The organism is Arenibacterium halophilum, from assembly GCF_005938225.1.
GTDB lineage: Bacteria > Pseudomonadota > Alphaproteobacteria > Rhodobacterales > Rhodobacteraceae > Arenibacterium > Arenibacterium halophilum.
Window position 1 is genome coordinate 290018 of record NZ_VCPC01000004.1, and the last position, 14262, is coordinate 304279.

Sequence of the window (14262 nt, forward strand, 5' to 3'; positions counted from 1 at the left end):
GGCACGGCCACTATTGCCACGCGAGCTTAACCGGAGGTGAATGCTAAAATTGTGCCTGTTTCCCGCGGATATTTACCGCTCTTTCACGGCTTCGCGCTTAGGTTGGCCCGAGCACGGAAGGATTACGACATGATTACGTGGTCCCGGGTTGACGAACTGGCGGATGAAATAGGTGCCGACGATTTCGCCGAGGTTGTTGCGCTGTTTCTCGAGGAGGTGGAGGGAGAGCTTGATCGACTGTACGACCTGACAGACGCAAACGCCCTGGAACGTACCCTGCACTTCCTGAAAGGCAGCGCGCTGAACCTTGGGTTTTCCGAATTTGCGGCACTGTGCCAGCTTGGCGAACGTCAGGCCGCACAGGGCAACTCCAGCGACATCAGAGCCGACCGGGTGGTCGACTGCTATAACAGGTCAAAATCCGAGTTCATGGCAGGGCTGGAGCAGCGACGCCCGACGTAATTCCCCAAATGCGCCCCAACCGGCCAGCCTTGCCCCGGCATGTAAAACAGGCTAACTCGCAGCGGTCTGAAAAAGGGGAAAACAATGTCCGCGCCCAAGAAAGTGGTTCTGGCCTATTCCGGCGGCCTCGATACGTCGATCATCCTGAAGTGGCTGCAAACGGAATACGGCTGCGAGGTGGTGACCTTTACCGCCGACCTGGGACAGGGCGAAGAGCTGGAGCCGGCACGCGCCAAGGCCGAGCTGTTGGGCGTGAAAGAGATTTATATCGAAGATCTGCGCGAGGAATTCGTGCGCGACTTCGTGTTCCCCATGTTCCGCGCCAATGCGCTCTACGAAGGTGAATACCTGCTGGGCACCTCGATTGCGCGGCCGTTGATTTCCAAGCGGCTGGTCGAGATCGCGGCCGAAACCGGCGCCGATGCAGTGTCGCACGGGGCCACGGGCAAGGGCAACGATCAGGTGCGGTTCGAACTGGCCGCCTATGCGCTGAACCCCGACATCAAGGTGATTGCCCCCTGGCGGCTGTGGGATCTCAGCTCGCGCACCAAGCTGATCGACTTTGCGGAAAAGAACCAGATTCCGATTGCCAAGAACAAACGGGGCGAGGCGCCGTTTTCGGTTGATGCGAACCTGCTGCACACGTCTTCCGAAGGTCGCGTGCTGGAAGATCCGGCCGAACAGGCACCCGATTACGTGTTCCAACGCACTGTCAGCCCCGAGGACGCGCCGAACGAACCCGAGATTATCGAGGTTACCTTCGAAAAAGGCGATGCCATTGCGATCAACGGCCAAGAACTTAGCCCCGCAACGATCCTGACTAAGCTTAACGAATTGGGCGGCAAGCACGGGATCGGGCGGCTCGACTTTGTGGAAAACCGCTTTGTCGGCATGAAGTCGCGCGGCATTTACGAAACGCCGGGCGGCACCGTTCTGCTGGCCGCACACCGGGGGATCGAACAGATCACGCTGGATTCAGGCGCGGGCCACCTGAAAGATTCGATCATGCCCCGCTATGCCGAGCTGATCTATAACGGCTTCTGGTTCAGCCCCGAACGTGACATGCTGCAGGCGCTGATCGACAAGAGCCAGGAACACGTCAGCGGCACGGTGCGCCTGAAACTCTACAAGGGCTCGGCCAGCGTGATTGGCCGCTGGTCGGATCGCTCGCTTTATTCCGAAGCGCATGTGACGTTTGAAGATGACGCCGGCGCTTACGATCAGAAGGACGCCGCAGGTTTCATCCAGTTGAACGCGCTGCGCTTGAAACTGCTGGCCGCTCGCAATCGCCGCCTGAAGTAATACCAATGGCGGCCTTGGTTGGGAACCAAGGCCGCCGTACTCGTACTCACACTACGCTATGAAACCCTAAAACCGTTACTTTGCGGTTATGGTCGACATCACCAGCTTGCCGTCGGGTTTGATCGGTCCATCTTCTGTCGCGCCCAGCGTGTATTCGAACACGCCGGTTTTCATGCCACCGGTTTCGGCATGCACCATCAGCATCAGCATTTCACCGGGCTGCACGTCTTCCTGAAGAATCGCGGCGACATCCATGTTTTCGCCCATCCGCAGCGGAGCGTAACCCACAACGGGGCCGGGTTTGCCCGACTCGTCGGTGCGATGCACAACCATCCAGCCATTTTCACCGGCCATGACCTTGCTTGCGGACACAACGCCGTTCGAGACATCCTGATCCGCGGCTTCGACCATGGGCGCCATGCCATGCGCTTCGGCCATGACCATGCCCGCAACCATCGACAGTGCGCCAGCAATCCCAGCAATTTTCATCATTCTAAATCTCCCATGTGTCGTCACAAACGATGGCGCCGACCATTCGGCAGGCCATTCACAGCTAGACACGCAGGAGGGACAGCGAAGTTTCAGCGCCCAGAAAAAAAATTTAGGAATTTAGGCGGACTTGCGCGCAACCATGCGATCGTAGGCAGGAAGCGCCGCGTCGCAAAGTTCGGCCAGCGCACCCGATAGCTGGGGCAGCGGGCCTTCGGGCCCGGCAAACCCGGTTGATCCATGCACCGCGCCATACCAATGCGAGGCCCAGACACCATCGCTTGGGTGGCCGCCCTTGGACCAGTGCAGCATCGCGGGATCCCAATCCAGCCCAAGATCGTCGCACAACTGGCGCAGCGCAGGTTCAGGCGCCGCACGAATATCGTGGCTGTCGATCACGACGGGCGTTTGCCCCATCTTGCGAACATGATCGAACAGCCGCACCTGCTGAGTGAAGCCGATATCGTCGAGCGTAGGACTTTCACGCTTGGCGGCATAACTGGCGATCACGCGCGCCGGGTGACGCAGCAGGAACACGTTCTTGACCTGCGACAGCCAATCCAGCGGAACGCTTTCGATCATATGCTGGGTCATATGCTTTTGATAGAAATGCAGACTTTCGTCTGGATTAGAGCCTGTTAGCGCGTCAATCACCACCTGCGCCTCGGTCGGCTGCGAGGCGATGATATCGTCCCGCATCGGGTGGGTGATCCCGGTGCGGTGCAGGTACATCGCATAAAATGGTTCGTCGACAACTGCGAAATCGCGGCGACTGGCGAAGGAATACATCATCGCCGTGCTCAGGTTGCGCGGGCCCGACCACATGGCGATTTTCATTGGACCGCCTCGCGCGCCACCAGCTCTTTGTACAGATTGCGCAGCCGCAGCGTAACTGGCCCGGCCTTGCCATCGCCAATCTGCCGCCCGTCGATCTGGCTGACCGGGGTTTGCGCGCCGAATGTTCCCGTCAGGAAACACTCATCCGCGTCATAGGTGTCAACAAGGCTGAAATTGCGCTCGAACACAGGGATATTGTTGGCGCGGCACAGGTCAATCACCTTTTGCCGGGTGATGCCATTCATGCAGTAATCGCCGGTGCTGGTCCAAACTTCGCCTTTGCGGACGATAAAGAAGTTGCAGGCGTTGGTGGTATTCACGAACCCGTTCACATCCAGCATCAGCGCCTCATCCGCACCCGCCTTTTCGGCCGCGATACAGGCCAGGATGCAATTCAGCTTGGAATGCGAATTCAGCTTTGGGTCCTGCGTCATCGGCAAGCCACGCATATGCGGCACCGTCGCCAGACGGATCGGGCGCGGCAGCTTGGGGCGCGAATGTTCCATGATAATGGTGAACGTCGGGCCCGAGCGTGACAGGCCGGGATGCTGGAACGGCCGTGCCTTCACCCCGCGCGTCACCATCATGCGTGCATGGGCATCGGTGGTGAACCCATTGGCTTTTTGCGTCTCTAACAGAGCGCCAATCACACCTTCCCGCGTCAGGCCCATGTTCAGGTCGATCGCCTTCATCGCCTGAAACAGCCGGTCCATATGGTCGTCCAGAAACGCCCATGTCCCGTCATACAGGCGCAGCCCCTCCCACACGCCGTCGCCCAGCATGAAGCCGCTGTCATACACGCTGACCACAGCCTGATCCTTGGCCACGATTTTCCCGTTCAGATAGATCAGGATATTTTCGTTGCGCGCGTCATCCTCGGATTGATGGGTGCTCATCTTGTCGGGCATGGGGGTTCCCTGCGTTGGTGCGATTTATCAGCCGATCTCACACGAGGCCAGAACTGCCATGTTCAGAATGTCATTCGCCGTCGACACGGTGGAACAAATCTGGATCGGCTTGTCGACGCCCGTCAGGATCGGGCCAATCACCGTGGCGCCCGCCATTTCCTGCATCAGCTTGACCGAAATGCTGGCCGAATGGCGTGCCGGCACGATCAGGATGTTCGCCGGACCGGTCAGACGCGAAAACGGATAGGCCGCCTGCGCCTTGACGTTCAGCGCGACATCCACAGTCATTTCGCCTTCGAATTCGAAATCCGCGCCCCGTTTTTCCAGAACGCGCGGGGCCTGGTGCATCTTTTCAGCGCGCTCCGACACCGGATAACCGAAGGTCGAAAAGCTGAGAAAGGCGACACGCGGTTCCAGCCCCATGTGCCTCGCGACATTGGCGCCATGTTCGGCGATATTTGCGAGGTCTTCGGCATCAGGCCATTCGTGTACCAGCGTGTCGCCAATCAGCACGATCCGCCCCTTGTACAGAACCGCCGTGATCCCCGCCGCGCCATGCTGGGCATCGGCGTCGAAGACATGGTTGATCCGGTCCAGCACATGCGCCGATTTGCGCGTGGCCCCGGTGACAAGCCCGTCGCCATGCCCATGCGCCAGCATCAGAGCCGAAAACACATGCCGATCCCGCGCGGCCAGCCGGTGAACATCCTGCGCATCGAACCCGCGCCTGTTCAGCCGGTTGTACAGGAAATCCTTATATGTTTGCAGATGCTGGGTGTTGGCGGCGTTCACCACCTCGAGCTCGCGCGCGGCATCGCCCATCCCGGCGGCGTCCAGTTTTGCGCGCACGTCTTCTGTACGGCCAACCACCAGCGCTTTGCCCATGCCCGAGCGTTGGTACATCACCGCCGCGCGCAGCACGCGAGGGTCATCGCCCTCTGCAAAGATCATCCGCGCCTGGCTTGCCCGCGCCCGGGCATTCATGCCACGCAGAATGTTCGCCGTCGGATCCATCCGGCTTTTCAGGCTCTGTTCATAGGCATCCATGTCGATAATCGGTCGACGCGCCGCGCCGGTGTCCATACCCGCGCGCGCCACCGCAGGCGGGATCCGGTGGATCAGACGCGGGTCGAACGGTGTGGGGATGATGTAGTCACGGCCAAAGCTGAGGTTCTTGCCATAGGCAAGCGCCACCTCGTCCGGCACGTCTTCTCGCGCCAGTTGCGCCAACGCATGGGCGCAGGCGATCTTCATTTCATCGTTGATGGCGCGGGCGTGGATATCCAGCGCGCCCCGGAACAGGTAGGGAAAGCCTAGAACGTTGTTCACCTGGTTCGGATAATCGCTGCGCCCGGTGGCAACGATGGCATCGGCGCGCACCTCATGCGCCTCTTCAGGCGTAATTTCCGGATCGGGATTCGCCATGGCGAAGATCACCGGGTTATCCGCCATGCTGATAACCATCTCTTGCGTCACAGCACCCTTGGCCGACACGCCAAGGAACACATCGGCCCCTTTCATCGCCTCTTCCAGCGTGCGCAGCTCTGTCGCAATGGCATGGGCCGATTTCCACTGGTTCATGCCCTCGGCGCGACCCTGGTAGATCACACCCTTGGTGTCGCACATGATACAGTTGTCATGCCGCGCGCCCATCGCCTTGAGCAGTTCAAGGCAGGCAATCCCCGCCGCGCCCGCGCCGTTCAGAACGATCTTCACATCTTCGATCTTCTTGCCCGAGATGTGCAACGCGTTGATCAACCCCGCCGCACAGATCACCGCGGTGCCGTGCTGGTCGTCATGGAAGACGGGAATGTCCATCTCTTCCTTCAGGCGCTGTTCGATGATGAAACATTCGGGCGCCTTGATGTCTTCCAGGTTGATCCCGCCAAACGTCGGCCCCATCAGACGCACGGCCTGGCAGAAGGCGTCCGGGTCTTCCGTGTCGAGTTCAATATCGATGCTGTTTACATCGGCAAACCGCTTGAACAGAACCGACTTGCCCTCCATCACCGGCTTCGAGCCAAGCGCGCCCAGATTGCCAAGCCCCAACACAGCGGTACCGTTGGAAATAACGGCCACAAGGTTGCCCTTGTTGGTATAGTCATAAGCCAGCTCAGGATTCTCGGCGATTTCCTCGCAAGGCACCGCAACCCCCGGCGAATAGGCAAGGCTCAGGTCGCGTTGCGTATTCATCGGTACAGTCGCACGTACCTCGAACTTGCCGGGCGACGGTTCCAAATGGAACGCCAATGCCTCTTCGCGCGTAATCTTGACCTTGCTCATGTTCTGTTTCCTCCGGGTGGGCAAAGCGGGTCATATCGCAAGCCGCCCAGCGCCACAACGGATATGGCGCGCCCGCCGCTTTCGCCTTTCGCCCCGGCGGGTGGATTTGTAAGGTCGCGCGCAGCACTGCAACCCCGGGGGGCTTCGTGACAAACGTGACGCCGATGATGGCGCAATATCTTGAGATCAAGGCAGCCCATGCCGACGCGCTGCTGTTCTATCGCATGGGCGATTTCTACGAGATGTTCTTTGACGATGCCGTCGCCGCCGCGCAGGCGCTGGACATCGCGCTGACGAAACGCGGCAAGCATGATGGCGACGATATTCCCATGTGCGGCGTTCCCGTCCACGCGGCCGAAGGCTATCTGCTGACGCTGATCCGCAAGGGCTTTCGCGTCGCGGTCTGCGAACAGCTGGAAAGCCCGGCCGAGGCCAAGAAGCGCGGGTCGAAATCCGTGGTCAAACGCGATGTTGTGCGCCTTGTCACCCCCGGAACGCTGACCGAGGACGCACTGCTGGAGGCGCGCCGCCACAACTTTCTGGCCGCTTTTGCCAATGTCAGAGACACATTTGCCCTCGCCTGGACCGATATTTCCACCGGCGCCTTCCATGTCGTCGCCCTGCCCGCCGTGCGGCTTGGCCCTGAACTTGCCCGGCTTGCGCCTTCAGAGTTGGTTGTCGCAGATACGCCCGAAGCACCGTATGAACTGGCCGAAGATCTGGGCATCGCGCTAACGCCCATCGGCCGGTCGAGTTTTGACAGCACAGGCGCGGAAAAGCGGCTCTGCGCGCTGTTCCAGGTCGCGACACTGGAGTCATTTGGAAGTTTCGACCGCGCCGAGGTCTCGGCCTTGGGCGCCTTGGTCGAGTACCTCGACATGACGCAAAAGGGCAAGCTGCCGCTGCTGCAACCACCCCGGAAAGAAGCACAGAACCGTGTTGTCCAGATCGACGCCGCAACCCGGCGCAACCTGGAACTGACCCGATCGCTTTCGGGCACGCGCGATGGGTCGCTGTTGTCGGTGATCGACCGCACGGTAACCCCGGGCGGCGCCCGGATGCTGGATCAACGTCTTTCCAGCCCCACCCGCGATCTGGAGACGGTGCAATCCCGCCTCGCCGCACTGGATTTTGCCCGCGACAACGCGCGAATAGCGGCAGACCTGCGCGAGGCGCTACGCAAAGCCCCCGATCTGGATCGCGCCCTGTCGCGCCTCGCGCTGGATCGCGGTGGCCCGCGCGACCTTGCGGCCATTCGTGCGGCACTCACTCAGGCGGATCATCTGAACACGCGACTGTCGAGCCTTGCCCCGCCCGAACTGTTGGCCAGCGCCGCCGCCGATCTTACCGGCTTCGAAGATCTGTTGGCCCTGCTTGATGCCGCCCTAGTCGCCGACCCGCCGCTGATGGTGCGCGATGGTGGGTTCATAGCACGCGGATTCGACCCTGAATTGGACGAAACCACCGATCTGCGCGATCAGGGCCGCGGCGTGATTGCCCAGATGCAAAGCCGCTATGCCGAGCAAACCGGGATCTCCTCGCTCAAGATAAAGCACAACAACGTGCTGGGTTATTTTATCGAAACCACAGCGACTCACGCGCCGAAGATGTTGTCTGCGCCGCTGTCGGAAACCTATATACACCGCCAGACCACTGCCAATCAGGTGCGCTTCACCACCGTGGAACTGAGCGAGCTGGAAACCAAGATCCTGAATGCCGGAAACCGCGCGCTGGAACTGGAAAAGCGGCTCTACGAAAGGCTACGGTCTGAAATCCTTGGCCACGCCCCACGCATTCACACCGCCGCCCGTGCCCTGGCAGAAATTGATCTGGCGACCGCGCTCGCCGATCTGTCGATCTCGGAAAACTGGTGCCGCCCCATAGTCGATACCTCGCGCAGCTTCGAGATCACCGGCGGGCGTCATCCGGTGGTCGAACGCGCGCTGAAACGCGATGGCGGCACGGGCTTTGTCGCCAACGATTGCACCCTGAATGCCAGTGACGGTGCCGCGATCTGGCTGCTGACCGGGCCGAACATGGCAGGTAAATCCACCTTCCTGCGGCAGAACGCGCTGATCGCCGTGCTCGCCCAGATCGGCAGCTACGTCCCCGCCGATCACGCCCATATCGGCATGATCAGCCAACTGTTCAGCCGTGTCGGCGCTTCGGATGACTTGGCGCGTGGCCGCTCCACCTTCATGGTGGAAATGGTCGAAACCGCCGCGATTTTGAACCAGGCCGACGACCGCGCGCTGGTGATCCTCGATGAAATCGGCCGCGGCACAGCCACCTACGATGGCCTCTCTATCGCCTGGGCCACGCTGGAACATCTGAATGAAACCAACCGTACCCGCGCGCTCTTCGCCACCCACTACCACGAACTCACAACCCTCGCGACCAAGCTGGACGGGGTCGAAAACGCCACCGTCGCCGTCAAGGAATGGCAAGGTGAAGTGATTTTCCTGCATGAAGTGCGCAAAGGCGCGGCCGACCGGTCCTACGGGGTTCAAGTGGCGCAACTTGCCGGCCTGCCTGACAGCGTCGTGGCCCGCGCCCGTGTTGTTCTTGAGGCGCTCGAAAAAGGTGAACGTGAAGGCGGCAACCGACAAAAAGCGCTGATCGACGATCTGCCGCTCTTTGCCGCCGCGCCGCCGCCACCTCCACCGGTCGTCACCGCAAAATCCCCGGTGGATGACTTGCTTGCCACCATCCACCCGGACGAGCTCAGCCCGCGCGACGCGCTCGACCTGCTTTACAAATTGAAAGAGGCGTCCACCACGTGAACGCCCCTGCTTCATTATTCCAAAAATACTCGCGCCGCAGGCACGCGCCCACAAGGGCGCGTTCGACTAGGACGCTGGCATCGACGACACACCCACCTGCGCCGGACGCAGCAGACGGTCGTGTAGCATGAACCCGTCGGCAGCGACCTGAATGATGTCACCCGCCTTGGTGCCAGGCACCGGGGCTTCGAACATGGCCTGGTGCAATTGCGGATCGAACCGGTCGCCCACTTGCGGTGCAATGATCTGAATGCCGTGCTTGGCAAACACGTTTTGCAACTCGCGCATCGTCAGCTCGACACCTTCGATCAGCGCGGCAGAAACCTCTCGCTGCTCTTCAGTCGCCGACTCGACCGCGCGCTTCATGTTGTCGAACACAGGCAGCATGTCGCGAGCCAGTTTTGACCCGCCATAGTTCTCGGCTTCGCGACGGTCCTTGTCAGACCGTTTGCGTGCGTTCTCGGCGTCGGCCAAGGCGCGCATGAAGCGGTCTTTCAGCTCGTCCCGCTCGGCGCGCAGCGCGTCCAGCTCGGCGTCGGTGCCGCTGATCTCGCTCATCTCGTCGGCGTATTCCTCGGCCTCGGCGTTCGCCAGATCGTCAAGGAAATCGTTGTTCTTTGGCTCTGCCATCCTTCACCTCTAACTCCGGTCCGACACCAGTCGGCCCAGCACCTGGGCCGTATAATCCACGATGGGAACGATACGGCCGTAATTCAGACGGGTCGGGCCAATCACGCCCACCGCGCCAATGATCTTTCGGTCTGCGTTCATATAAGGAGAGACAACCAGAGAGGAACCCGAAAGTGAGAAAAGTTTGTTCTCGGAGCCAATAAAAATACGCACACCGTCGCCGTCTTCGGCCAATTGCAGGAACTCGGCAATATCGCGCTTGCGCTCCAGATCATTGAACAGCGTACGAATCCGCTCCAGTTCGACTTCGGGGTCGCCGCCGCTGAGCAGATTCGCCCGGCCTCGGACGATCAGCCGGGCCGTTTCGCCATCTTCCGCGCCGCTTTCCCACGCGGCCAACCCGCTGTCGACCATCGCTTGCGCCAGGCTGTCGATCTCTTGCTTGCGGCGCGCGATCTCGGTTTTCATCAGGTCACGGACATCGCTTAGGGTACGCCCGTCAATCAGCGCGTTCAGAAAATTCGCCGCCTCGCGCATCGAACTGGGCGTTTGCCCGGGCGGTGGCGTAAACAGGCGGTTTTCAACATGGCCATCGGCGAACACCAACACCACCAGCGATTTTGTCTGGTTCAAAGACACAAACTCGATATGGCGGATCGCGGCCTCGTGCTTGGGTGTCAGCACAAGCGAGGCCCCTTGTGTTACCCCCGACAGCACCGCCCCAACCCGATCCAGCGCGCTTTCCACACCGCTTGCCGAATTGTTGGTCAGGCTAGAGTCGATCTGTAACCGATCCGCTTCGTCCAGATCGCCGACTTCCAGCAGCCCGTCAACGAACATCCGCAGCCCCATCTGCGTCGGAATCCGTCCGGCGCTGACATGTGGGCTGTCGAGCAGGCCGAGGTATTCAAGGTCCTGCATCACGTTGCGAATGGTGGCCGCGCTGACCTTTTCGTTCAGGCTGCGCGTCAAGGTTCGGCTGCCCACTGGGTCACCGGTCGCAAGATAGGATTCCACTACCCGGCGAAACACCTCGCGCGAGCGGTCGTTCATCTCGTTCAGCAGTCGGGTCGCGTCGTTCATCATCATCCTCTGGCCCATCGTAATAAAGGCACTTGCGCAGCCAAGGTCAATCGGGCTTGCATCCCCGGTCATGGCAACGTTATCCCCATGTCAGCCAGAAAAGGATGCCCCATGCGACCCTCAGGACGACAGCTTGACCAGATGCGCCCGATCACGATCGAAACCGGGTTTACCCGCCATGCGGAAGGGTCGTGCCTGATCAAGGCGGGCGACACGCATGTACTGTGCACCGCCACCATCGAAGATCGCGTGCCGCCGTTCATCAAGGGCACCGGGTTGGGGTGGGTCACCGCCGAATACGGCATGTTGCCCCGCGCCACCAACACCCGGATGCGCCGCGAGGCGGCCTCGGGCAAGCAAGGCGGCCGGACCGTTGAAATCCAGCGCCTGATCGGTCGCGCCCTTCGTGCGGGTGTGGATCGCGTCGCGCTTGGCGAACGCCAGATCACCGTGGACTGCGATGTGTTGCAGGCCGATGGCGGCACTCGCTGCGCCTCGATCACAGGCGGCTGGGTCGCCCTGCGTCTTGCCGTGAACAAGCTTTTGAAAGCGGGCGATATCACCTCGGATCCGCTGGTCGATCCGGTCGCCGCTGTCAGCTGTGGCATCTACGCTGGCCAGCCCGTGCTGGATCTGGACTATCCCGAAGACAGCGAAGCCGGCGTTGACGGCAATTTCATCATGACCGGATCCGGCAAGTTGATCGAAGTGCAGATGAGCGCCGAAGGCTCTGTTTTCACCCGCGATCAGATGAACACCCTGCTCGATCTGGCTGTGAAAGGCACGGGCGAGTTGGTCGCCGCGCAACAGGCTGCCTGCGCATGACCCGCAAGTTCGACGGCAAGACAATCCTGATTGCCACGCATAACGCGGGAAAACTGGAAGAAATGCGCGCGCTGTTTGCGCCGCTTGGCGTCACTGTCGTCGGCGCCGCCGAGAAAAACCTGCCCGAACCGATCGAGACTGAGGATAACTTCGTCGGAAACGCCCGGATCAAGGCTCACGCCGCCAGCCAGGCAACTGGTCTGCCCGCACTGTCGGACGATTCCGGGATCGAGGTTGATGCGCTTGGCGGGGCACCCGGCGTTTATACCGCCGATTGGGCCGAAACCCCGAACGGGCGCGATTTCGTGATGGCGATGGAACGCACCCACGCCGAGCTTGAGGCCAAGAACGCCGCGCATCCGCGGACGGCACGGTTCTGCTGCACCCTGGTTCTGGCCTGGCCCGACGGGCACGACGAAGTGTTCGAAGGTGTGGTGAACGGCCAGGTCGTCTGGCCGATGCGGGGTGAATTGGGCCACGGGTACGATCCGATCTTCATGCCCGATGGGCACGACATCACCTTTGGCGAGATGGACGCTGACACCAAGAACGGGATGAGCCACCGCGCGAATGCCCTGCGCAAGCTGGTTGACGCCTGCCTTGCATGATGATTGGCGCCAGAACGGTTTTGGCCTGTATGTCCACTGGCCGTTCTGTGCCGCGAAATGCCCCTATTGCGATTTCAACAGTCATGTCGCGCGAACAATTGACCACAACCAATGGTTGAATTCCTATCGGGATGAGATCAATCGGGTCTCCGCGCTCACCGGTCCCCGCGTCCTGAATTCAATCTTTTTCGGCGGCGGTACACCCAGCCTTATGCAACCCGAAACCGTCGCTGCAGTGATCGACGCCGCCCGCGACGGCTGGCATTTTGCCAATGACATCGAAATTACGCTAGAAGCGAACCCTGGATCCGTCGAAGCAGGCCGGTTCGCGGCCTACCGTGATGCGGGTGTAAACAGGGTCTCCATGGGCATTCAGGCTCTGAATGATCGCGATCTGCGTGCCTTGGGCCGGATCCATTCCGTTGACGAGGCCCGCGCCGCGTTTGACATCGCCCGACACTGTTTTGATCGGGTCAGCTTTGATTTAATCTATGCCCGTCAAGGTCAAACATTGGCTGACTGGAAGGCCGAGCTGACCGAGGCGCTCTCGATGTCGATAGACCATCTCTCACTGTATCAACTGACAATCGAAGACGGCACCGCATTCGGTGACAGGTACCGTGCCGGCAAACTGCGCGATCTGCCGACCGAGGATACCTCGGCCGATATGTATGACCTTACGCAAGAGATTTGCGAAGCCGCCGGGATGCCGCGTTACGAGGTGTCAAACCACGCCCGCCCCGGATCGGAGTCGCGGCACAATCTGATTTACTGGCGCTATGGCGATTACGCCGGTGTCGGGCCCGGTGCCCACGGGCGCCTGACGCTAAACGGCCAAAGATATGCGACAGAATCCGTAAGTAACCCCAACATGTGGTTGAAGGAACCAGATACGCGGGAAACGTTGTCGCAGCTGACTGTGGAAGAACAGGCCGAGGAAATGCTTCTGATGGGTTTGCGGATTGCCGAGGGTATTCCTGCCGATCGGTTTATCCAAATCTGCGGAAAACCACTAAGCGCTTCGGGCCTTGCGCAGCTGGAAGACCTTGGCCTGATCCGGCAGTCTGACCGCCGGATCAGGGTCACGGACCAGGGCTTTCCGTTATTGAATCAAGTCATCGCAAAACTACTGGACTAGGTTCGCTCAGTTTCCGCTCAGCAGGTTACAAAGCTGGTCAAGCTGATCCAGCGATTCATACTGCAGAACCATCGTCCCCCGCTCAGAGCCGGGTTCGTGGTTGATCGACACCTTCATCCCGATATTCGCGCCCAGATCCCCTTCCAGCGCGCGCGTATCCGCATCTTTCTCGGCCGATTTGCGTACCTTCGCGGGTTTTGGCCCGTCCTCGGGCTGCTGGGATTTCTTGACCAGCGCCTCTGTGGCCCGTACCGAAAGCCCGTCGCGAACCACGATCCGCGCCAGCTCCACCGGATTTTCTGCGGTAATCAAGGCACGCGCATGGCCAGCGCTGATCGTACCTTCACGCAGCATGTCTTGCACCTCTTCCGGCAGAGCAAGCAAACGAAGCAGGTTCGCAATATGGCTGCGGCTTTTGCCAAGCGCCTCGGCCATCTTTTCCTGCGTGTGACCGAAACGGTCCATCAGCTGCCGATAGCCTGCCGCCTCTTCCACCGCGTTCAGATCGGCCCGCTGGATGTTTTCAATAATCGCGACTTCCAGAACCTCGGTATCGTCGAAGTCGCGGACCAGAACGGGAATATCATGCAACTGTGCTTGCTGCGCCGCACGCCAGCGCCGTTCCCCGGCCACGATTTCATACTGACCACTGTCCAACCGCCGCACGATCAGCGGCTGGATGATTCCCTTTTCGCGGATCGAGTTACTCAGATCGTCCAACGCATCTTGGCTGAACCGACGGCGCGGCTGATCCGGGTTTGCAATGATCTGTTCGATTGGAACGGTCATGTCCGGTCGCGCCGGTGCTGGGCTTGGGCCTCCCGGAGCGGTCGAAACAGTTGGCCCCACATCTGCCATCAGCGCCGAAAGCCCACGCCCCAAACCGCGCGGTTTCTGCTTCTTGTCCATGTTCT

The 14262-nt window shown here is 60.5% G+C and carries 13 protein-coding genes; 6 read left to right on the forward strand and 7 right to left on the reverse strand.

What is annotated here, in order from left to right; genetic code table 11:
* Positions 1-129: 129 nt before the first annotated feature.
* On the forward strand, positions 130-462 hold the full coding sequence (locus FGK64_RS18350; protein WP_138865303.1) for an Hpt domain-containing protein: 333 nt from the start codon (positions 130-132) through the stop codon (positions 460-462).
* A gap of 84 nt (positions 463-546) precedes the next feature.
* The gene (locus tag FGK64_RS18355; RefSeq protein ID WP_138865304.1) at positions 547-1764 is read left to right on the forward strand and encodes an argininosuccinate synthase; all 1218 of its coding nucleotides are present in this window, start codon (positions 547-549) and stop codon (positions 1762-1764) included.
* Positions 1765-1839: 75 nt separating this feature from the next.
* On the opposite strand, the gene FGK64_RS18360 is transcribed toward FGK64_RS18355, so the two are convergent.
* The 4 genes from FGK64_RS18360 to FGK64_RS18375 form a co-directional block, all read right to left on the reverse strand.
* On the reverse strand, positions 1840-2256 hold the full coding sequence (locus tag FGK64_RS18360) for a DUF7282 domain-containing protein (RefSeq protein ID WP_138865305.1): 417 nt from the start codon (positions 2254-2256) through the stop codon (positions 1840-1842).
* A 117-nt stretch (positions 2257-2373) separates the two neighbouring features.
* Complete coding sequence (locus FGK64_RS18365) at positions 2374-3090, reverse strand: sulfotransferase-like domain-containing protein (protein ID WP_138865306.1); 717 nt, start codon at positions 3088-3090, stop codon at positions 2374-2376.
* Entirely contained in the window at positions 3087-3998 is a 912-nt protein-coding gene (locus tag FGK64_RS18370) for a D-amino acid aminotransferase (protein WP_138865307.1), read from the reverse strand. The genes FGK64_RS18365 and FGK64_RS18370 overlap by 4 nt, the downstream gene beginning before the upstream one ends.
* Before the next feature lie 27 nt (positions 3999-4025).
* On the reverse strand, positions 4026-6281 hold the full coding sequence (locus FGK64_RS18375; protein WP_138865308.1) for an NADP-dependent malic enzyme: 2256 nt from the start codon (positions 6279-6281) through the stop codon (positions 4026-4028).
* A 164-nt stretch (positions 6282-6445) separates the two neighbouring features.
* On the opposite strand from FGK64_RS18375, the gene mutS reads away from it, so the two are divergent.
* Positions 6446-9064 (forward strand): DNA mismatch repair protein MutS, encoded by a 2619-nt coding sequence (gene mutS, locus FGK64_RS18380; protein ID WP_138865487.1) that lies wholly within the window; start codon positions 6446-6448, stop codon positions 9062-9064.
* A gap of 66 nt (positions 9065-9130) precedes the next feature.
* Here mutS and FGK64_RS18385 read toward each other — a convergent pair whose 3' ends face one another.
* Complete coding sequence (locus FGK64_RS18385; RefSeq protein WP_138865309.1) at positions 9131-9694, reverse strand: nucleotide exchange factor GrpE; 564 nt, start codon at positions 9692-9694, stop codon at positions 9131-9133.
* A 9-nt stretch (positions 9695-9703) separates the two neighbouring features.
* Positions 9704-10777 carry a heat-inducible transcriptional repressor HrcA gene (hrcA, locus tag FGK64_RS18390; RefSeq protein WP_138865488.1) on the reverse strand — a complete coding sequence of 358 codons (1074 nt, stop codon included), beginning with the start codon at positions 10775-10777 and terminating at the stop codon, positions 9704-9706.
* 111 nt (positions 10778-10888) lie between these two features.
* Between hrcA and rph the strand changes: the two genes are divergently transcribed.
* From rph to hemW, 3 genes are read left to right on the forward strand one after another with little or no spacing between them, the layout of a single operon-like run.
* Positions 10889-11602: a ribonuclease PH gene (rph, locus tag FGK64_RS18395; protein ID WP_138865310.1), complete on the forward strand. Its 714-nt coding sequence runs from the start codon at positions 10889-10891 to the stop codon at positions 11600-11602.
* Positions 11599-12210 carry an RdgB/HAM1 family non-canonical purine NTP pyrophosphatase gene (gene rdgB, locus FGK64_RS18400; RefSeq protein ID WP_138865311.1) on the forward strand — a complete coding sequence of 204 codons (612 nt, stop codon included), beginning with the start codon at positions 11599-11601 and terminating at the stop codon, positions 12208-12210. Before rph ends, rdgB begins: the two co-directional genes overlap by 4 nt.
* Positions 12173-13348 (forward strand): radical SAM family heme chaperone HemW, encoded by a 1176-nt coding sequence (hemW, locus tag FGK64_RS18405; RefSeq protein WP_138865312.1) that lies wholly within the window; start codon positions 12173-12175, stop codon positions 13346-13348. The genes rdgB and hemW overlap by 38 nt, the downstream gene beginning before the upstream one ends.
* 6 nt (positions 13349-13354) lie before the next feature.
* On the opposite strand, the gene FGK64_RS18410 is transcribed toward hemW, so the two are convergent.
* On the reverse strand, positions 13355-14257 hold the full coding sequence (locus tag FGK64_RS18410) for a ParB/RepB/Spo0J family partition protein (protein WP_138865313.1): 903 nt from the start codon (positions 14255-14257) through the stop codon (positions 13355-13357).
* Positions 14258-14262: the final 5 nt, after the last annotated feature.